The 18,774-nt window shown below is 63.1% G+C and carries 15 protein-coding genes and 1 pseudogene; 5 read left to right on the top strand and 11 right to left on the bottom strand.

What is annotated here, in order from left to right:
* Window positions 1–380: 380 nt before the first annotated feature.
* The 3 genes from RMET_RS34035 to RMET_RS27640 form a co-directional block, all read right to left on the bottom strand.
* Window positions 381–908, bottom strand: a complete 528-nt coding sequence (locus tag RMET_RS34035) for a hypothetical protein (protein ID WP_011519813.1) — start codon at window positions 906–908, stop codon at window positions 381–383.
* An 11-nt stretch (window positions 909–919) separates the two neighbouring features.
* The gene (locus RMET_RS27645; RefSeq protein ID WP_029309715.1) at window positions 920–1,729 is read right to left on the bottom strand and encodes a DUF2092 domain-containing protein; all 810 of its coding nucleotides are present in this window, start codon (window positions 1,727–1,729) and stop codon (window positions 920–922) included.
* A gap of 319 nt (window positions 1,730–2,048) precedes the next feature.
* Window positions 2,049–2,582, bottom strand: coding sequence for a hypothetical protein (locus RMET_RS27640; RefSeq protein WP_011519811.1), 534 nt, complete (start codon window positions 2,580–2,582; stop codon window positions 2,049–2,051).
* A 549-nt stretch (window positions 2,583–3,131) separates the two neighbouring features.
* Here RMET_RS27640 and RMET_RS27635 point away from each other — a divergent pair.
* Window positions 3,132–4,544, top strand: coding sequence for a DUF2252 domain-containing protein (locus RMET_RS27635; RefSeq protein WP_011519810.1), 1,413 nt, complete (start codon window positions 3,132–3,134; stop codon window positions 4,542–4,544).
* 71 nt (window positions 4,545–4,615) lie between these two features.
* On the opposite strand, the gene RMET_RS27630 is transcribed toward RMET_RS27635, so the two are convergent.
* The 5 genes and pseudogenes from RMET_RS27630 to RMET_RS27610 form a co-directional block, all read right to left on the bottom strand.
* Window positions 4,616–6,598: an alkyl/aryl-sulfatase gene (locus RMET_RS27630; RefSeq protein WP_011519809.1), complete on the bottom strand. Its 1,983-nt coding sequence runs from the start codon at window positions 6,596–6,598 to the stop codon at window positions 4,616–4,618.
* Between the two features lie 466 nt (window positions 6,599–7,064).
* A complete protein-coding gene (locus RMET_RS27625) occupies window positions 7,065–7,880 on the bottom strand; it encodes an anti-sigma factor family protein (protein ID WP_011519808.1) in 816 nt (271 codons plus the stop codon).
* Window positions 7,877–8,410 (bottom strand): annotated as a pseudogene (locus tag RMET_RS27620) (RNA polymerase sigma factor); the annotation flags it as partial. The pseudogene RMET_RS27620 and the gene RMET_RS27625, both read right to left, overlap by 4 nt.
* Window positions 8,411–8,449: 39 nt before the next feature.
* Entirely contained in the window at window positions 8,450–9,889 is a 1,440-nt protein-coding gene (locus RMET_RS27615; RefSeq protein WP_152560161.1) for a YncE family protein, read from the bottom strand.
* A 62-nt stretch (window positions 9,890–9,951) separates the two neighbouring features.
* The gene (locus tag RMET_RS27610; RefSeq protein ID WP_011519805.1) at window positions 9,952–10,410 is read right to left on the bottom strand and encodes a DUF305 domain-containing protein; all 459 of its coding nucleotides are present in this window, start codon (window positions 10,408–10,410) and stop codon (window positions 9,952–9,954) included.
* Window positions 10,411–10,599: 189 nt separating this feature from the next.
* Between RMET_RS27610 and RMET_RS27605 the strand changes: the two genes are divergently transcribed.
* The gene (locus RMET_RS27605; protein WP_011519804.1) at window positions 10,600–10,800 is read left to right on the top strand and encodes a hypothetical protein; all 201 of its coding nucleotides are present in this window, start codon (window positions 10,600–10,602) and stop codon (window positions 10,798–10,800) included.
* A gap of 60 nt (window positions 10,801–10,860) precedes the next feature.
* Here RMET_RS27605 and RMET_RS34570 read toward each other — a convergent pair whose 3' ends face one another.
* Window positions 10,861–10,980, bottom strand: a complete 120-nt coding sequence (locus tag RMET_RS34570; RefSeq protein ID WP_324615118.1) for a BON domain-containing protein — start codon at window positions 10,978–10,980, stop codon at window positions 10,861–10,863.
* 192 nt (window positions 10,981–11,172) lie between these two features.
* Between RMET_RS34570 and RMET_RS27600 the strand changes: the two genes are divergently transcribed.
* From RMET_RS27600 to RMET_RS27590, 3 genes are all read left to right on the top strand, one after another.
* On the top strand, window positions 11,173–12,087 hold the full coding sequence (locus RMET_RS27600; RefSeq protein WP_011519802.1) for a polyphosphate kinase 2 family protein: 915 nt from the start codon (window positions 11,173–11,175) through the stop codon (window positions 12,085–12,087).
* Window positions 12,088–12,190: 103 nt separating this feature from the next.
* Window positions 12,191–14,953, top strand: coding sequence for a cation-translocating P-type ATPase (locus tag RMET_RS27595; protein ID WP_011519801.1), 2,763 nt, complete (start codon window positions 12,191–12,193; stop codon window positions 14,951–14,953).
* Window positions 14,954–14,989: 36 nt separating this feature from the next.
* Window positions 14,990–16,597 carry an alpha/beta hydrolase gene (locus RMET_RS27590; RefSeq protein WP_035820423.1) on the top strand — a complete coding sequence of 536 codons (1,608 nt, stop codon included), beginning with the start codon at window positions 14,990–14,992 and terminating at the stop codon, window positions 16,595–16,597.
* Window positions 16,598–16,617: 20 nt separating this feature from the next.
* Here RMET_RS27590 and RMET_RS27585 read toward each other — a convergent pair whose 3' ends face one another.
* Both RMET_RS27585 and RMET_RS27580 read right to left on the bottom strand, forming a co-directional pair.
* Window positions 16,618–17,193, bottom strand: a complete 576-nt coding sequence (locus RMET_RS27585; protein ID WP_011519799.1) for a DUF2478 domain-containing protein — start codon at window positions 17,191–17,193, stop codon at window positions 16,618–16,620.
* A gap of 228 nt (window positions 17,194–17,421) precedes the next feature.
* Entirely contained in the window at window positions 17,422–18,774 is a 1,353-nt protein-coding gene (locus tag RMET_RS27580; protein WP_011519798.1) for a sensor histidine kinase, read from the bottom strand.

Below are 18,774 nucleotides of genomic sequence, written 5' to 3'. Positions count from 1 at the left end.
TTGCGTCCTCGGTTCGGGTTGAATTCTTTGAGAGCGCCGCTTTAGAACCTTCGATATCGCGGGAAATTTCGAGTCGTCAATTTTTGACGATGTCAGCGGCCAGACGTGAGTGCATTCGCGCGTGGTGTGGGGAAAAGAAGGACCGGTCCTGGAAGGCAGATTCCCGGACCGGGTCCCGGAAGGGCTACCCGTCGCTGCACAGGGTCACCATGAAGATCCATACCATCCGGGGCGAGCGCCTCGAATGAACGTCTTGCGGTGCATGTCGCGGGATCCGCGACATGCACCGGCTCATGCGGCCGTCAGTTTCCGCTTTGGACCGAGCCGCAACGTCATCGGCCTGCGAATGCGATGCGGCGGAGAAACTGCTCAGGTTTCCATCAGTACGGCGCGTTCACCACCACGTACTGTGATCCCTGCGGTTGATACCACGTGGTGCCACACTGCTGGTAGACCATGCCGCCGTAATTGACTGGCGCACAGCTTGGCGGAACGGACCGTACGACGGAGCCGATGACGGCAGAGGTCACCGCCACGGTCGCCGTGACTGCCGCCGCGGTTGCCACCGGGTGATAGTCGTTGTCCCAGCCGCCGCCGCAGCAACCGCCGTGGTTTTCAACGTTGACGTTGACGTTCCGGTTGGTGTTGACGTTGACGTTCCGGTTGGTGTTGACACTGTTCACGCTGGTGCTGCGGACGTTGTTGGCGCGTGCGTCTGCCGGCCTGTTTGCCTGCGCGTTCATTGCCGCGCCACCACCACCCCGTCCACCGCCGCCCCCACCTCCGCCTCCGTGAAATCCACCACCACCGCCACCGCCGCGTGCTTCGGCAACGGGTGCCCATCCACTTGCCACCACGATGACTGCACCCAGCAGCGCTACGATCGCCTGATTGAGAGAGTGTTTCATTGGTGGCTCCTTCATTGATTCTTGAGGGGGACGAACTCGGCGACTTTCGCTCCCTTGGGCGGCGTGAAATGGAAGGTGGAAGCTGTGAACTTCGGCTTCAGGTTCCAGGTCAACCACGTCACGGATTGCGGCCGCGCTTCATCGCTCCGGTTTGTGACCACGATCTTTCGCGGCAGTGGCTGGTTACCGGAGGCGATCCAGATCTGCCAGTCGATCATGCCCTGACGGAATGCGTACTGGTCGCACAGCTGGCCGTCGATCAAGTCCTGTCCCGCGACCATGGCGGATGTGATGCCGTTCGTTGGTGCATTCGGCGTGCCCCACAGGAACAGGTCGTCAACCGGTACCTCGATGCCGAAGCGCTCCCGCAGTTTGACCACGAGGTTGCTCAGGTTGTCGCTCGAGTCGACCGTGCTGTAGTAGTTGCTTTCCGGGTAATAGAGCGCAACCTTATGCCCGTCGTAGTACAGGTCACGCTGTGCCCGTGCACTTCGCATCTGCACACGCATCTTGTCGGGTCGATCGGCATCGACGCGGGCACTGGCCGAATGCTGTAGCTTCTGTCCGTCTTCAAGCACGCGTTCGCCATCGAGGTCGATCTTGACGGAGAACTGCTTCAGCGTCTGCAGATATCCACCCATGTCCTTCAAGGCCTGGATGGCATCGGCGTTCACTGCGTTGGCGTCAGGCTTGCTTTCGGGCGGCGGCGCCTTGGCAGCCGTCTGGGTGTCTGGCGCGGGCGATGAGGTGGCCTGCGGGGCCGGACTGCTGCACGCGCCCAGCGAAATGGCCAGCGCGGCAATACACAATGCACGATTCATAGCGAACCCCCTTGGATATGGATGCCTTCGCCGGATTCCGGTGGTGGGCATGGCTTGCTGAGACGGCCGCCATTGGCGACCGTGGAAGAACGGGTTTGGCTGACTGCAGTACTCATGGATCGTCCGAGCCACCAGATCGGACGAGGTCGCTGGCTGCATGGAATCCCGTAACGGTTCAACCGCGCAGGTATGCGGAATCCACGCTGCGGCGTTGGCGCGCGGCGATTGCGGTGCACGTGCGAGGCGGGGGCGGCAGATAACACGATCGCGATGCATGGGACGAAGTGGGATCAGCGCGGCAACGCGGTGAGTGTGATGATCAGCCTTCGTTGACGGACCGATTGGCCAGGTTGTCCGGGAGCGGCCCGAAGAACGCCCGCTTGAATTTTTCGCGACCAATCGCACGCGCCATCTCGGCGAGGGTGCAGTACATGAGCACCAGCGTCAGCAGCAGAATCTGTATTGCCCAGAACCGCGGCCAGTTGATCTCGGAGACCAGCAGCTTGTTGGCTGCGGCAAAGCCGGGCGCCTCCTTCCAGAAATCGTAAAGGCGCTCCAGATAATGAATGAACAGGGCTACCAGGCTGTACATCACTGTCTTCCATCCAACATTCCAGATCAACGGCTTTTCCGGGAACCGGTTGATGAACGGGAGCATGTCGGCCAGCAACACGGCCTTGCCGAGGATCAGGGCAGCCAGTGCCACGGACGCAGTGGTCTCCAGCTCGATGCCAGTTCCCTTGACCATGAGTGCCCGGATGATCGCGACGATATGAAGGATGACGAAGAAATAGATCGTCGGCGGCAGCATCTCCATGAATTCGTGCTTGATCGTCCCGATCAGCTTGCTCATTGCAATCCCCTGATTCAGTGGCGCCCGCGGCGTTGGCTGCGTGGCGAATGAAACACGGCTGGTGGCGCAAGGACACCCTCAACGTTATAGGCCAGATGGCGTACGCGTGAGAAGTGCAATGTCGCCGGCAGTCGACATCAGACTATCGCTGAAGCCGGTTGCCTTATGAAGTGAATCTTCTCTTGTGCGTATGAAAAGGATTCAGTCGATGGTCATGCGTTGCTTCAAGCGCGTCCGGAAAAATGGCGTGGCAATGACGGACGTGTCAGAAGCTGCGGTGGCACTGCTGGCTCGATGGTCCCAAGCCGGGCCAGTAGCCATAGGTAGTCGGTGCAATCAATTACCCTTCAGGGCAATGCCTGGCGCGCCATGATGTCCGGTGTCTCGCAAGTGGAAAGCGGGATACATTGAGTGGCGATGCGCACACAGCATGAACGACAGTTGCCATACACTAGATTTCCTCCGTATGCCCAGCCTTGCGTTCGGAAGGCTGGCATCCGATCCATTCACGCAGCAGCGTTCCGCATCCCACCTACAGGAGGCCCGAAAATGGCAGACATCCGCACCCTGGCAGAACGGCAGGCGATCGGACGTGAAGCACGCAGCCGCGCAAAGCGATCATCGAATGCCGAGATCGGCAACACCGACCGTGATCCGGTGGCGTTGCTGGAGCAGAACAGCGCGGGGCGCGTGGAGGCGCTGGTGCCGCTGCGCTATGGGCGCATGTCGGTGTCGCCATTCACGTTCTTTCGTGGCAGCGCGATTCTCCAGGCGCACGATCTTGCCGCCACGGCAAATGCAGGCATCGCATTCCCAATCTGCGGCGACGCGCACCTGATGAACTTCGGGGGCTTCGCTACGCCGGAGCGGCAGCTTGTCTTCGATCTGAACGATTTTGACGAAGTGGCCGTGGGCCCCTGGGAGTGGGACGTCAAGCGCCTTGCCGGAAGCCTGGCCATTGCTGGCGAGCATATGGGTATCGCCCGGGACACCGTCAGCGACATCGTGGCGACGGCTGTGCACGAATACCGCGATCGCATGGAGGAATACGCCGGGTATAGCGCGCTGGATCTCTGGAACGAGATTGTCTCGTTCGAACGCATGCTCGAAGCCGCGACGAGCGAAGAGGGCCGTCGAACGATTCTCAAGGCGAAGGAGAAGGCCGCAGGGCGGACCAACGAAAGCATGTTGAACAAGATGGCCGCGCAGCGTGACGGCCAATGGTGGATTCAGGACGCGCCGCCGGCGATCTTTCATCCCAGTGGCCCCACTTCGCTGCTTGGTGAGCACGACCAATGGTCCAACACCGAGGCGTGGCGAGGCAAGCTGGCCCGCGCGTTCGACGGGTATCTGAAAACGCTTCCCTCGGAGCGACGCGCACTGATCGATCACTTTTCCCTGCAGGACGTTGCCTTCAAGGTGGTAGGTGTTGGCAGTGTGGGTACCTTCTGCCTGGTGCTGTTGATGGTGGATAGCCACGAGCAGCCGCTGTTCCTGCAGGTCAAGGAAGCGAGGGACTCCGTGATCGCGCTTCACTATGACGCCGAAGGTCCGGCGCATCAGGGTCAGCGTGTCGTTTCGGGTCAGCGCCTGCTGCAGGCGGCCAGCGATGCGTTCCTTGGCTGGACGTCTGGCCCGGCCAATCGGCAGTTCTATTTCCGTCAGTTACGCGACATGAAGGTATCGGCCGACGTCGAACGCATGAGCAACGGAGTACTGCAGGGATATGCGCGCTTCTGCGGTTGGGCGCTGGCGCGCGCGCACGCAAAGGCAAGCGGGAAGGCAGTGGAGATCGCGGCCTACCTGGGCAGCGGGGAGCGGTTCGCCGATGCGATCACCGAATACTCGTTCGCCTGCGCCACTCAGAATCTGAAGGACTACGAGGCGTTCAAGCTCGCGTGTCGGACGGGCAAGATCGAAGCCCGCAGTGACGAAGACATGGCGGCGGATTTCCGCATGTAGCCGCCGCGTTTGAGACTAACGCGCGGCAAAAGGCCCCGGCGCTTTAGGCAAGCGCCGGGGCCTTTTTTGCATTACGGCGTGACGATATTGAACCAGAACTCGAAGTTGTCGAGGTAGCTCACCAGTTCGTCGAGCTTGGCCTGATTGCCAGTGACCTTCGCCGATCCGTTCTTGATCGCGTCGGCCAGCTTCGTCTGTTGCAGGATGATGCCGTTCAGCGTGTCGCGTGACATTGCCACGGAGGCATCAGCGTTTGCGGATTCAACGCCTGCCGTGTGGTTGAGCACGCCGTTCTCAAGTTCGAGCAGATACTTGCCGCCTTCCTTGCCGAAGTCGACATTCAGCGCGATCTTCGCATTGGCCGCCTTGGCGCGGTTCACGCGAACGCTGAGATAGTCGAAGAACATCTCCGGCGTCATGGCCTTCACCGTATCGCCGCTCGCGGTGTTCGGCGTGGGCAGCTTCTTCACGCCTTCGCGCAATTCCTTGGCACCGGTCAGGTAGAAGTTGCGCCACGGGCCGGATTCGGCCTGGTAGCCCAGTTGCTCGAGCGCGTCGGCCTGGAGGTTCTTGGCCGCCTTGTTCGACGGGTCGGCAAACACCACGTGATTGACCACCTGGGCCACCCAGCGATACTCACCCTTGTCGTACGCCTGCTTGGCCTTCGACAGCACGGCATTGGCGCCGCCCATGAACTCGACGTAGCGCTTGCTGGCTTCCACCGGCGTCAGTTCGTCCAGCGTGGCGGGGTTGCCATTGAACCAGCCGAGGTAAAGGACGTAGGTAGCCTTCACGTCGTGGCTGACTGAGCCGTAGTAGCCACGGTTGGCCCACATGTTGGCGAGATCGGGCGGCAGCTTGAACTTGTCCGCGATCTCGACCATCGTCTCGCCCTGGTTGGCCAGGCGCAGCGTCTCGTCATTGATGTAGCGATACAGGTCGCGCTGCTGGCGCAGCAGGTGTACCACGTTCTTCTGGCCGAAACTCGGCCAGTGGTGCTGGGCGAACATGACATCTGCCTTGGCGCCCCACATGGTCAGCGCCTGATTCAGGTACTTCGACCAGGGCAGCGGCTCGCGGATCTTGGCGCCGCGCAGCGAATACGTGTTGTGCAGCGTGTGTGTGCAATCCTCGGCTGCGGAGATCGCGCGCTTTTCCTCGATGTACCACAGCATCTCGGCCGGAGCTTCCGAGCCAGGAGCCATCAGGAACTCGTAGGTCAGGCCGTCGATGACGCGCTTTTCACCGGTCTTGGTGATCGTGTCCGTCGGAGACAACAGCGTGACGGTGCCGGCCGAGGTCGTGGTGCCGAGACCGGCGCCGACCTGGCCCTTTTCATCGGCGGGCAGCAGATTGCCGTACATGTAGCTGGCGCGGCGGCTCATGGCATTGCCGGCCATCACGTTCTCCGCCACCGCGGCTTCCAGGAAGCCCTCAGGCGCGTAGATCTTGACCTTCCCGGAGGTGACGTCGTCCTGGCTGATCACGCCACGCACGCCGCCATAGTGGTCAACGTGGCTGTGTGTGTAGATCACCGCCTTCACGGGCTTGCGGCCACGATTGGCATAGTAGAGATCGATTGCGACCTTGGCTGTTTCTTCCGAGACGAGGGGGTCGACCACCGTGATGCCTTCCTTGCCCTCGATGATGGTCATGTTCGACAGGTCCTGATTCCGAACCTGATAGATGCCATCGGTCACCTGGAACAGGCCGCTGATGTTGATCAGTTGAGCCTGACGCCAGAGGCTCGGGTTGACCGTGCCCGGTGCCTGGGAACCTTCCTTGATAAAGGCGTACTGGTTCGGGTTCCAGATGGCGTTACCCGACGACCCCTTGATCACCGTGTTCGGCAGTGGTGCGACAAAGCCGCGGTGCGCGTCATCGAAATCGGAACGATCCGAGAAAGGCAATTCGCTGAGGAGCTTCTGGTTGGCGGCCTTTGTCGCGCTAGTGGCGTCCTTCCGCGCGTCCTGGGCATAGGCCGCGCCGAACTGGGAGAGCACCGCGGCGGAGACGAGCGTCACGACGCTCGCGCGAAATCGGCTGTTCTTCATGTTTTCCTCTTTGATTGTCCCAATCGAATTTGTGCCGGCCTGGTTATGGGGGCGTTGGCCAAGTGTGCAGACCCGTGTATCCCGACAAATACGAGCCTGACTGCACAGAATTCTGAGTGAACTTCCTGAGTGTCAGAAGTTAGTTTTTTGGGTGCAGGATGCGCCTCGACATGAAATATTTGCTTTAGATTTGCCCAGCAGTTCTCGATGGAATACGTATCTGAGAATGCCGTTCCTGTCGTTGTAGATTTTGGGTGTTACGTGGCAAGCGGGTCGTTCGGCCGAGTCTTGTCCGTGAAGTGCGCAACCGGTCGTGCTGCCGGATTGCGTGGATCCGTTCGCAGTTCTTGATCCTCCCAACCCGGTGCCCCGGTGAACAGTATTGATGGCGCATCGACCGCACGCCATTGGGGTGACGGGCAAAGGCATTGCCCTTGGGGCAAGCGGCAGTTGGTGGTGCCGTTCCCTACAGAGAGGGATGTTTGCTGCCGGCGTCTACCGACCCGTCCCGTCCATTGATCTGCCGGCGCATCTCGTCGGCCAGTGGGTGGAGGCCGCTGGTGGACGCCGACGCCACCAGGCTGTATCCAAGGCCCTGATTGGCCCATGAGTATCCCGCCACGCCGGCCTGTACGTGTGCCTTCATCGGTGTGTCGCCTTCGATTGCCATCGGGCGTACCAGCATCGCCAGGCGCGTGCCGTGGCCGTCCTCGTACATGAAGAGGCCGGCGGGACCATGCTCGGTGGCGACGAGACGCCCGCCGATGTAGCGATAGCCTGCCTTGCCGAGGTCCGGCACGGCAATCGGGCGACGCAGCCGCGAGGAGACCCAGTTCACCAGGTCGTTGCTGTCAGCGGCCCCCATTTCGACGGGACGTATCGGGTCGGCGGCAAATACCTGGAAGCTCGCCGTGGCTTCGCGCGCCAGTGCGGCAATGCCGCCGGTGGGCGGCTCGGTCGCGCCGCGTCCCATCCAGCCGCCGATGCCACCAAGGCACATGGCGACGAAGACAGAAGCCGCCAGCCGCCACGGATGGCTGGCGCGGGCGCGTCGAGCCGTCAGCATGTGCCGCAGGTTCAGTTCTGGCGGAACCGGTTCGTCTGCGATCGGGGCGAGCGCGGCGCGCAGTTGATCGCGCTGCGCCATGTAGCCCTCGACGCGGGTCGCGACGTCGGGATGCTGCTGCAGGTACGCCTCGATCTCGCGCAGGCGCGTGGTGTCGAGCGCGTGGTCGACGTAGGCCAGCAGTTCCTCTTCCTGTATCGGTCGATGCTCGTTCATTTGACCCTCCGCAGTCCGGATGTCGGGGCCGCCTTCAGGCCGGGTTCCATCTGCCTCAGTAGTTTTTCCCGCGCGCGAGACAGGCGCGACATCACGGTGCCGACGGGAATCTCAAGAATGCGTGCGGTCTCGGCGTACGACATCTCCTCCACCGAGACCAGCAGGAGCACACTGCGCTGTTCGGCGGGAAGGGCATCGACCGCGCTCAGCAGGTCCCGATAACGCAGTGCGTCTTCCTGGGCCGGCGGCACGGTCATGAGGGACTCCGCCACGTCGTCGATCGCCACGTGCAACCCTTGCGCGCTTGCATGACGGCGCAGGGCCGTCATCGCAAGGTTATGCAGGATGGCGAATACCCAACTACGGGTGTCTGCGCGGTTGCGGCGGCTGTCCCAGTACGTGATGACCTTTTCCAGGCAGTCCTGCACGAGATCGTCCGCGGCCGCCTGCTCGCGCAATAGCGCGCGGGCATAGCGGCGCAACGCCGGAATCATCGGTTCGACCTGTTGCAGCAAGTCCTTCACGGCAGCGGTGTCTCCGTCAGGGGTGGCAGCATGATCGCACGCGGGCTAGAGCGCCTGCACCTGAACGGGTGCGGCGGGTTTGCCGTTTTCCGACGGGGCGATGACGAGATAGCGTCGTCCCTCCACAGTGGCGTTGTCCTGCACGATCTGCCGGATGGGGCCGATTGCATTGACAATAGCCGAGCCGGCGGGATTCGTCATGAACGAGGCCAGCGGCTCCAGCGACCCGGTGCCGTCCGCATGGCTGGCCAGCGCCAGCACGTACGCATGCTTCGGTTGCAGCCCCGTTGCCGAGGCCTGAAGGACCTGCAGCACGCCCTGGTCGAACAGCGTCACGCTGGTAGGTGCGTTGTCTGTGACCACCGGCTTGCCGTTCTCGAGATGCAACAACTTCAACTGCGTGCTCTGGCCAGCCAGACCCGGCGATTGCAGTCCTTGTGTGCCATCGCCATCGGGTACCGCATTCGGCACGTAGGCAATCGCCTGCGGCGCCTGACCTACCGGCACGTTGGCGACGACCTGGTTCGTGGCGGTATCGATGACGGCCAGCTTGTCCGCATTCTCCAATCCGACGTAAATCCGGCTCCCATCGCCCGACGGCCAGACACCGTGAGGCAGGCTGCCCACGGGAATGGTGGCCACCGGGGAGAAGTCGTCGGTGCGGAATACCTTGACCTGGTTCAGGCCGCCGATCGTGACATAGGCAAGCGTGCCCGCCGCCGTGTGCGCGAAGTTGACGTGATTGGTGATCGGGCCCGTCTCGATTGTCCTGATCGGGCGGAACGGAGGCTGCGCTTCGAACACCTGCGTCTTGCCGATGTCTTTCAGCGTGAACCAGACCTGTTTGCCATCCGGTGTGGCCGCGATGTTCGGGCAGAACGGACTTTCCTGCTTCACGCGGCCCACGATCTTGTGGTCGGCCACGCTCACAACCGCCGTTTCCGGATTGAACGACGAGCAGACGTAGCCGTACTTGCCGTCCGGCGAAAAGATCTGCATGCCCGGGCCGTCGGCAACCTTGATGCGGGCGGTCTCCGCGAACGTCGCGGCGTCGAGAACCGCAATGTAGTTTTCGCCGCGCACGGTGATCCAAACTTCCTTGCCATTCGGCGTGTAGAACGCCTCATGCGGCGAGCGTCCCACATAAGTGACATGCTTGACGGCATTGGTGGCCGTATCGATGAACGACACCGAGTTGGACCCGATGGAGACGATCGCGAGCGTGCGATGGTCCGGCGAGAAGCCCATGCCGTGAACCAGCAGTTGGCCCCGGTACAACGGACTCAGGTTGCCGGGCGCGGGGTCGCCCAGCCGGATGACACCGAGCAACCGGTTGTCGGCCGGATCGGTGACGGAGACGGTGTTCGAGAACTGCTCGGCCGCGTAGACGCGGTCCCGGTGGCTGATGGGCACGTCCGGCGCATTCAATGGTCCAGGGGCCTGGCCGGCAAGGGCAACGCTGGCGATGCCGGTGGCGCCGAGCATCCATGCGAGGGAAAGCGAAATGGCATGTCGGAGGGGGCTAGGTTTCATGATCGGGCCTTGCATCAGTGCGCGTGGGCGGAGTGGTCGTGGGAAGCTGGCTGCGACGGCGACGGTGTGGAGGCCGCCGGCTGGGTTGGCGCAGGCACGGACGGCGGAGGCGGCTGTCCAAGCGCCAGCCGCATCGCGGCGATCTCCTGCATCTGATCGACGATGATTTCCTGCGCGATGCGCCTGAGCTGCTCGTTCTTGCCGTAGCGCAGCTCTGCCATGGCCATGTCGATGGCACCTTGGTGGTGCGGGATCATCATCGCCGCGAAGTCTTCGTCGATATTGCCGCTGGGGTGGACCGACATGCCGTCCATCATTCTTGTCATCGCCACTTCGTTCTCCGCCGCGAACCGCTCGGCGTCAGAGCCAGTGGCGGTGGCGGCAAGAGCGGGTGCGGCAGCGGTCAGCGCCGCCAGCAGGAGCAGCACCGCACCAATGGCTGGTGGTGTGGGCAGTCGATAGAAGGAGACCATGATTCCTCGCGTCGTTCCATGGGCCCGGAGCGGGCCGTTGTCGGGTAGACGCGGGGAGGGGGGTGCTTATTCCACCCACAGCGGATTTATTTTGCGACGGTTCTGACCTCGTTACACGCGATTACCAGCTTCAAGTTCCCCCGCGCGGAGTGCCGTAGTATCCTTTTTTTGATTTTCAGGAGGGAAAGAATGATGAAGGCTCTGCTGCTGGCTGTCGTCTCATGTGCCGCATTGCTGACGGGTTGCGCTGTCGGCCCGTACCCCTATGATGATTCCGCCGCCGGTCCGGGCTGCCCGCCGGGGCAGGCGAAGAAGGGTAACTGCCGTGTCGACCAGTACGGAAACGAGTCCTTCTGCCCGCCCGGCAAGGCCAAGAAGGGCCAGTGCTAGCCGCCGTCAGGCTCGTCTGCGGAGCCTGACCGTTTTATCGCCGGTCGCTTTCGCGCATCCTCAGTGTGCAGCCACCTTCAAGCTGTCGTGAATCGAGCGAACCCCATCCACGCTGCGAATCGTCTCCAGCGCGATATCGTGCTGCACCTTGCTTGGCACCGGGCCGCTGACCTTGGCAATGCCGTCCCTGGCAAAAAGTGACAGATAGGGCTTCCGGTTTCCGTGTGACCTGCTACAGTCAAATTAGAGTCGGGACGGCAGCAAGCGCATCGCGCTTCGCTTGTCGCGGCTATCGAGCCCTGGAGCAACGTCAGGGCTTTTTTGTTCGTTGGCAGTGCGTTGCCGACGACCGAAGCTGGGGAGGAGTTGGCAATGCCTCGCAAAGAGATACTGGGCACCCTGGGGAGCTATATCAATCCGTTCCGCATCACGCAGGGCGAGGAGTTCCGTCTGGCGGACTTCGATCCTGCCGATACGCTGGGCTTCGAGATGAAGAAGGGCGAGGCGGCGGACCTGCTTCGGCACGGATCGGAATGGTTGGCGATAGAGCAGGACGTGCTCTACGCGCAGGACTCCTGGTCGGTGCTGCTGGTGTTCCAGGCCATGGACGCGGCCGGCAAGGACGGGACGATCAAGCACGTCATGTCTGGCGTCAATCCGCAGGGGTGCGATGTCTTCTCGTTCAAGCAGCCGTCCCATGAAGAACTCTCGCACGATTTTCTCTGGCGATACCTTGCGAAGGTGCCCCAGCGCGGACGCATTGGCATCTTTAATCGGTCCTACTACGAGGACGTGCTCGTGGTGCGGGTGCACCGGCACCTGCTGGAGGCGCAGAAGATCCCGCCGGCGCTCATTACCGACAAGATCTGGGACGAGCGGCTGGCCGATATTGCGCGCTTCGAGGACTACCTCACGCGGCAGGGCGTGATCATTCTCAAGTTCTATCTGAACCTGTCGTACGAGGAACAGAAACGGCGATTCCTGAAGCGCCTTGACAAACCGAACAAGAGTTGGAAGTTCTCTCCCTCCGACGTGCGCGAGCGCCGGCACTGGGACGAGTACATGCAGGCCTACGAGGCGGCGATCCGCGCGACTTCCACCGAAGCGGCCCCATGGTATGTCGTGCCCGCCGACAAGAAATGGTTCACGCGACTTGTCGTCGCGGCGGCCGTTGTCGAGGCCGTGGAGAAGTTGAATCTCCAGTACCCCGAGATCTCGTCTGACCAGGCGAAGGCGCTGGCGAAGGCGCGTGAGGAACTCGAAGGGGAAAAGAAGGCGGCGAAGTAGGCGGAATAGCAGGCGGCGAAGCGAAAGCAAGCGGGACATCAGGTGAAGCAGTGCGACGGCGAATGGCGCCGCATGACGGACGCCGCAACCTGGAGGATGCAAGATGAGTGAAGCGGATACCGTAGTATCAGGCGTGGAGGAAACACCCTGGCACGCCATGACCGCCGATGAGGTCGAGCAGCGTTTCAAGGTCGATCCCTCGCAGGGCCTGGAAGCCGACGATGCCGCCGCGCGGCTGGGTACCTACGGACCCAACCGGCTGCCCCAGGGCAAGAAGCGCGGCGCCATCGCGCGCTTTGTCTCCCAGTTCAACAACATCCTGATCTATGTGCTGATCGCGTCGGCCTTCACCAAGCTGATGCTGAGCCTTTGGCTCGACGCATCGATCATCTTTGCCGTCGTCATCCTGAACTCGTTGCTGGGCTTCCTGCAGGAGGGAAAGGCCGAAGAGGCGCTGGATTCGATCCGCAACATGCTTTCCACTGATGCACGCGTGTTGCGTGGTGGTGCGGCCCGCCTGCTTGACGCCGAGGAACTGGTGCCGGGCGATGTCGTGCTGCTGGAGTCGGGCGACAAGGTCCCCGCCGATCTGCGCCTGGTGGAAGCCAGGAACCTGCGCACAGAGGAAGCGGCGCTCACCGGCGAGTCTGTGCCCGCCGACAAGACGACGGTACCGATGCCCGCCAAGTCCACTGTGGGAGACCGCGAGAACATGGCGTTCTCCGGCACGATGGTGGTCTCCGGCCGAGCCACCGGCGTGGTTGTGGCAACGGGAAGCCAGACGGAACTCGGCCGCATCAACGAGATGCTCGGGCAGGTCAATCCGCTGGAGACGCCGCTGCTGCGGCAGATCACGAAGTTCGGTTACGTCATCACGGCGGCCATCGGTGTTCTCAGCGTCGTGCTGTTCTCCTGGGGGCACTGGCTCGGCAAGATGAGTTTCGTGGAGCTGTTCCAGGCGATCGTCGGCATTGCGGTGTCGATCATCCCGGAAGGTCTGCCTGCGCTGATCACCATCACGCTCGCGATCGGCGTGAAGCGGATGGCCCAGCGCAATGCCATCATCCGTCGTTTGCCGGCGGTGGAGACGCTGGGCTCCGTCTCGCGCATCTGCTCGGACAAGACGGGCACGCTGACGATGATGGAGATGATGGTGACATCGGTCGTGACGGCCGATGCATCGTATGCAGTGACGGGCCACGGCTACGCACCGGAAGGCGCGCTCAGCACGGAGGGCAAACCGCTGGACGCCGTGCCGTTGCCGCTGGCGCTGATCGGTCGCGTGTCGATGCTGTGCAACGACGCCGAGCTTTTTGAGGATGATGGTCGATGGAAGGTGGAGGGCGACCCCACCGAAGGCGCGCTCTATCCACTCGCCACCAAGCTCGGCATGGACCGCACCGCCGAGGGGGTGGCCGCGCCACGGATCGACGCCATTCCATTCGAGTCCGAGCACAAGTTCATGGCGACGCTGAACCGCTCGGCCGACGGCGAGATGCTGCTGGTAAAGGGTGCGCCGGAGGTGATTCTGGAACATTGCGATCACCAGCAAACCGCGAATGGCGCGGTGCCGCTCGACCGCGCGTACTTCGTGAGGGAGGGCGATCGCATGGCCGCGCAGGGTGAGCGGGTGCTGGGACTTGCCTGGCTGCCAGATCCGGGCCTGCCGCAGGGCGGTCTCGAGCCGAAGGACTTGCCGAGTACGCTCGTGTTCCTCGGCCTCGTCGGCCTGATGGACCCGCCGCGCAAGGAGGCGATCGACGCCGTGCGGGAATGCCATGAAGGTGGCATCCGGGTGACGATGATTACCGGCGACCACAAGGTCACGGCGGCCGCCGTGGCGGGAATGCTCGGGATCGGCGATGGCCGCACCGCCGTGGCGGGTACCGAGATCGAGGCAATGAACGATGCGGCCCTGCGCGAATGCGTGCGCGAGGTCGATGTCTTCGCCCGCGCCAGCCCCGAGCACAAGCTCAGACTCGTGAAGGCGATGCAGGCCAACCGGCAGGTGGTGGCAATGACCGGCGACGGCGTCAACGATGCACCCGCGCTCAAGAAGGCCGATATCGGCGTCGCGATGGGTATCAAGGGCACCGAGGTGACGAAGGAGGCCGCGGGGATGATCCTCGTCGACGACAACTTCGCGTCGATCTCGGCGGCGGTGAAGGAAGGTCGGACGGTCTACAACAACATCGAGAAGGCGATGCTGTTCATGCTGCCGACGAACATCGCGCAAGGCGCCGTGATCGCCATCGCGATCCTGATCGGGTTCACGCTGCCAATCACCGCGCCGCAGATTCTGTGGGTGAACACGGTCTCCTCCGTCGCGCTGGGCCTGGCCATGTCGTTCGAACCCCACGAGGCGGACGTGATGGGCCGGCCGCCACGCTCGATCGACCGGTCGATCGTCACCGGTTTCGGGGTATGGCGAATCTGCTTCATCGGCGTGGCGCTCGTCATCTACACACTCGCGGCGTTCTTCGTGATGAAGGCGCATGGCGCGGCGGATGAAATGGCGCGAACAGCGGCCGTCAACGCCATCTCGCTTGGCCAGATCTTCTACCTGATCAACAGCCGGCACCTGCTCGAATCCTCGCTGTCTGTGCGCGCTCACACGAGCAATCCGTATCTCTGGTACGGCATCGGCGGCGTTGTGGTGCTGCAGTTGCTGTTCACGTACTGGTACCCGTTCCAGTTGATCTTCGATACCCAGGCACTGACCGTGGAGCACTGGCTATGGCTGATCGCCGGAGCCGTGGTGCTGTTCTTCGTGGTGGAGTTCGAGAAGCTGGTCATTCGATCCTTCCCGCCACTGACCGCATTGGTGACGTCGCAGCGGGCCGGCGCGGCCAAGCGCAAGCCCTGAACGCATGTCGCAATCAGCATGGGCCCTGTTCCGCAGATGAAAGCGCGATCCCGTCTGACCAGCAAGGTGCGCATCGCCGCGATCGTGCTGGTCGTGCTTGGCGTGGCGCTACTGGCGCTGCGCGCCTATGACGCGACACGAGGGCCGGAGCTGCAGCTCTGGCACACCTTTGTGCCCGACGAGCTTGGTGTCGAGCAGATCGACCGGTCCGACTGGAGCCGCTATCTGAGGCAGGAAGACGCCCTGTTCGAGCAGGTCAGGCGGCACGTCAGCGACCGTCTGCCATCTGCGGCGCGGATCCCTTCGAACCGCTATTTCGAGGGCAGCCCGATCTACCCGGGACGCTTCGAGCACGACTGGAACCGTTCGTACGAAATGCGTCCAGCCGGAAAGCCCGTGGGCGCGGTCGTCCTGCTGCATGGCCTGACCGATTCGCCGTACAGCCTGCGACATATCGCCCAACGGTATGTGGAGGACGGCTTCGTCGCGGTCGGCATTCGCCTTCCCGGCCATGGCACGGTACCGGCCGGGCTCTCTGACGTCGAATGGGAGCGCTGGATGGCGGCGACGCGGCTTGCCGTGCGCGAGGCGCGGCTTCAGGCCGGCGCGGATCGTCCGATCCATCTGGTTGGCTTTTCCAATGGTGGCGCGCTGGCGATGAAGTACGCGCTCGATAGCCTTGAAGACCCCAGGCTGGAGCGGCCGGCCCGGATCATCCTGATCTCGCCGATGATCGGCGTGACCCGCTATGCGCGGTTCGCCGGGCTGGCCGCGCTGCCGGCGTTGCTGCCGCCCTTCGAGAAGGCTGCGTGGCTCGGGATCGTGCCCGAGTTCAATCCATTCAAGTACAACTCGTTTCCCGTCAACGGGGCGCGGCAATCCCATCGGCTGACCGTCGCGTTGCAAGACCAGATTGCGCGTGTCGCGCGGGAGCGCGGGCTGGAGGGCCTGCCTCCCGTGCTGACTTTTCAGTCGGTGATCGACTTCACGGTGAGCACTCCGGCAATCGTCAGACGGCTTTACGCGAGCCTGCCGGACAACGGCAGTGAACTGGTGCTATTTGACGTCAACCGGCGTGCCAAGCTTGGGCCCCTGATCGATCCGGCTTCAACGCAGGCGCTTGCCCGGCTCTTGCCCGCGCTGCCGGTGAGCTACAGGCTGACGATGATCGGCAATGAAGCGGAGGGGGCGGACGACGTGACAGCGCGCGTGGTGGACGCAGGCGCCACGGAGGAGACAAAGCAGCCAGTCGCGATGACTTACCCGGCGCAGGTATTTTCGCTGTCACACGTGGCGATCCCGTTCCCGATGGACGATGAGCTATACGGGATACAACCCATGGATGCGGGGAATCCGCGCTTCGGCGTGTCGCTTGGCGCGATCGCACCGCGTGGTGAACGCGGCGCATTGATGGTCAGCCTCGATTCGATGTTCCGGATCTCTTCCAATCCGTTCTTCCCGTACCTGCTTGCGCGCATCGACGAGGTGATCGCCAAACCGGCCCGCGCGTCGGGTGCCCGGCCAGGTGGTGCTCGCCGCGCGGGGCCTGCGGCGGAAGCGAGTTTTCCGGATACCGACCCCGAGTTCGATGAGATGCTGCGCAAGGCGCAGGACGTGGAGCTTGATTCAGTGGTGATGCCGTAGCGAGGGGCCGATCGCCTGCTTCATGAACGTGCGTGGCGCGCGCGGAGGCCCGCGAACCACAGGTACATGGCCTCGATCGACGGCTGCAGCTCCGTGCCCGAATCGCCCGTGAAGGCGCGCCAGGCCCGAAGATAGTCGTTCGAGAAGATGGTCAGCAGCGGAATGCCGGCGGCGGCCACATTCAGCATCTCGGCAGCGAGTCCACCGCCCTGGGCTTCGAGCCCACCGAAACGGTTGGCCACGCAAAGGTCAGGTCGCGCCTCGACGGCGCGGCGCATGGCGACGCTCGCCGCGGCAATGCTGCCTGCGTCGACGCAGCACGATGTCGAGCCCGAGCCGAGGTTCTGGAACAGGGGGTAGCGTTGGCCACTGTGCTGGTCCACAAGCATTGTGGATGTCTTGTCGCCATTCTCCGCGCGTTCCTGCACGAGCCCGTGAATCCGCAGTCCGGCATGGCGCAGGCCGTCGACGAACTTGGTGAGCAGGCGGTCCGTGCCGGCGTGGTCCGCATGGACGATTGCAGCAATCGGCAAGACTTGTGCCGTGCTATCGCCAGCGTGGTCTGGCTTGGATCCGCGATGGGAATCCTGTGGCATTTGTCGTTTCCTGTGGCGTTCAGAACGGATAGCGAAAACGGTCGTTGTGGCCGGTCAGGCTAGTGAATCCCGCCACGCAACGGACACGCTTTGTCAATCGCAATATAGTGAGCTATATGACGCTATCATGCAGAAGCTGGCCAACAGTTGATAGTGGTTAAACGGAATGAGATTCGCTGGCTGCGGATTTGCTGCCAGGCGCCACATATCGCTGAGTTGGCGGAGGGGTCACCGAGGCCCCATCGTGGCAAGCGGCAAGCCGTCGATTGTGATCCACAAGCCATCCGGCCACCCCGGTGCCGGACTATGCGCGGTAAGCGTGGCGCCAGCCCCGCGAACAATTGCCTCGACGATGGCCAGCCCGAGGCCGCTGCCCCTGGCTGTTGTCGCGCCACGCTCGAACGGCTTCATCAGGCGTGCCAGGTCGTTCTCGGCCAGCACAGGCCCGCGATTCGCCACGGTGAATGCCCCCGCCTCCGACAGCGACACTCGCACGGGTTCTCCGCGTGCGCCGTGCTTCTGCGCGTTGTCGACCAGATTGCGCACCACGATCGCGAAGGCGTCGGGATCGATCCAGGATTCGACGGGCTGATCGGGCAGGTCGAGCGTGATCGGGTTTGGCGTGTGCGCGATGCGCCGGAAGTCCTCGATCACGAGTTCAATCACCGGACGCAAATCCTGCGTCGCGTCACCGAGCACACGCCCGTTCTCGGCCTTCGCGAGCTGCATCAGGCTTTCGCTGAGCCGCGCCAGCGTGCGCAATGAATGTTCGACGTTCTGCACGCGCTCCCGCATGTCGTCGGTCGGCATGTCGGCTTTGAGACGCTGCGTCTGCGCGAGCGCCGCCGCAATTGGCGTGCGCAGTTCGTGCGCGCTATTGGCGGTGAAGCTGCGCTCGGCAGCCAGCGCGCGATCGAGGCGCGCCATCAGGCCGTTGACCGCATCAGCCACCGGCGCGATCTCGGTGGGCAGTCCGCTCTTTTCAAGCGATGTCAGATCGCTCTGGCCGCGCGCGGCGATGCTGCCGCAGAACCGGCGGATAGGCTGAAGTCCCGTCCGGACGATCAGCCAGATGCCGATCAGGCCGACGGGAAGAAACAGGATCAGAACCCTGACGACCGAGAGCGCGGCCGCGACTTTTGCTTGCCGCCGGGCGGCAAGTGGTTCGGCGATCGTCAGGGCTACCGTTCCTTGCAATCCGGGTTCGGTGTAGATCCGATGTGAAAGGGTGGAGGAGAATCCCGGCTTCAGGCCGGCCGGAAAAACACTGAGATCGGCGTCATGCGACTGCAGCAGCAGACTGCCCTTGTCGTCGCGGACCACGTAGGTCAGCAGTTCGTCGTGGGGCCGCACGGCGGTGACGCGGCTGCTGTCGTCCTCATCGTCATCGGCCTCGCGACGCATGATTTCGGTGAGCGCCAGTGGCAGCAGGCGCTGCGCGGCTTCCTGCAACGCGCTGTCCGACATACGATCGACTTCCTGGCGCAGCACGTGGATCGATGCCGCCGCCGCCGCGCACGCCAGCACGACCAGCCCCGCCACCAGCGCCGCCGAGAGTCTGCCCTGCAGGCTGCGCAGCAT

It is taken from the genome of Cupriavidus metallidurans CH34, from assembly GCF_000196015.1.
Lineage (GTDB): Bacteria > Pseudomonadota > Gammaproteobacteria > Burkholderiales > Burkholderiaceae > Cupriavidus > Cupriavidus metallidurans.
The sequence above is the reverse complement of the archived record's forward strand: the minus strand, read 5'-3'. Positions and strand labels throughout refer to the sequence as shown.

Excerpts from the sequence above, each read along its gene's own strand:
- RMET_RS27595 (WP_011519801.1), top strand. The coding sequence starts at position 12,191 with ATGAGTGAAGCGGATACCGTAGTATCAGGCGTGGAGGAAACACCCTGG.
- RMET_RS27640 (WP_011519811.1), bottom strand. The coding sequence starts at position 2,582 with ATGAGCAAGCTGATCGGGACGATCAAGCACGAATTCATGGAGATGCTG.
- RMET_RS27600 (WP_011519802.1), top strand. The coding sequence starts at position 11,173 with ATGCCTCGCAAAGAGATACTGGGCACCCTGGGGAGCTATATCAATCCG.
- RMET_RS27635 (WP_011519810.1), top strand. The coding sequence starts at position 3,132 with ATGGCAGACATCCGCACCCTGGCAGAACGGCAGGCGATCGGACGTGAA.
- RMET_RS27580 (WP_011519798.1), bottom strand. The coding sequence starts at position 18,774 with ATGCTGCGCAGCCTGCAGGGCAGACTCTCGGCGGCGCTGGTGGCGGGG.
- RMET_RS27585 (WP_011519799.1), bottom strand. The coding sequence starts at position 17,193 with ATGCCACAGGATTCCCATCGCGGATCCAAGCCAGACCACGCTGGCGAT.
- RMET_RS27605 (WP_011519804.1), top strand. The coding sequence starts at position 10,600 with ATGATGAAGGCTCTGCTGCTGGCTGTCGTCTCATGTGCCGCATTGCTG.
- RMET_RS27590 (WP_035820423.1), top strand. The coding sequence starts at position 14,990 with ATGAAAGCGCGATCCCGTCTGACCAGCAAGGTGCGCATCGCCGCGATC.
- RMET_RS27625 (WP_011519808.1), bottom strand. The coding sequence starts at position 7,880 with ATGAACGAGCATCGACCGATACAGGAAGAGGAACTGCTGGCCTACGTC.
- RMET_RS27610 (WP_011519805.1), bottom strand. The coding sequence starts at position 10,410 with ATGGTCTCCTTCTATCGACTGCCCACACCACCAGCCATTGGTGCGGTG.
- RMET_RS34035 (WP_011519813.1), bottom strand. The coding sequence starts at position 908 with ATGAAACACTCTCTCAATCAGGCGATCGTAGCGCTGCTGGGTGCAGTC.
- RMET_RS27630 (WP_011519809.1), bottom strand. The coding sequence starts at position 6,598 with ATGAAGAACAGCCGATTTCGCGCGAGCGTCGTGACGCTCGTCTCCGCC.
- RMET_RS27615 (WP_152560161.1), bottom strand. The coding sequence starts at position 9,889 with ATGCTCGGCGCCACCGGCATCGCCAGCGTTGCCCTTGCCGGCCAGGCC.
- RMET_RS27645 (WP_029309715.1), bottom strand. The coding sequence starts at position 1,729 with ATGAATCGTGCATTGTGTATTGCCGCGCTGGCCATTTCGCTGGGCGCG.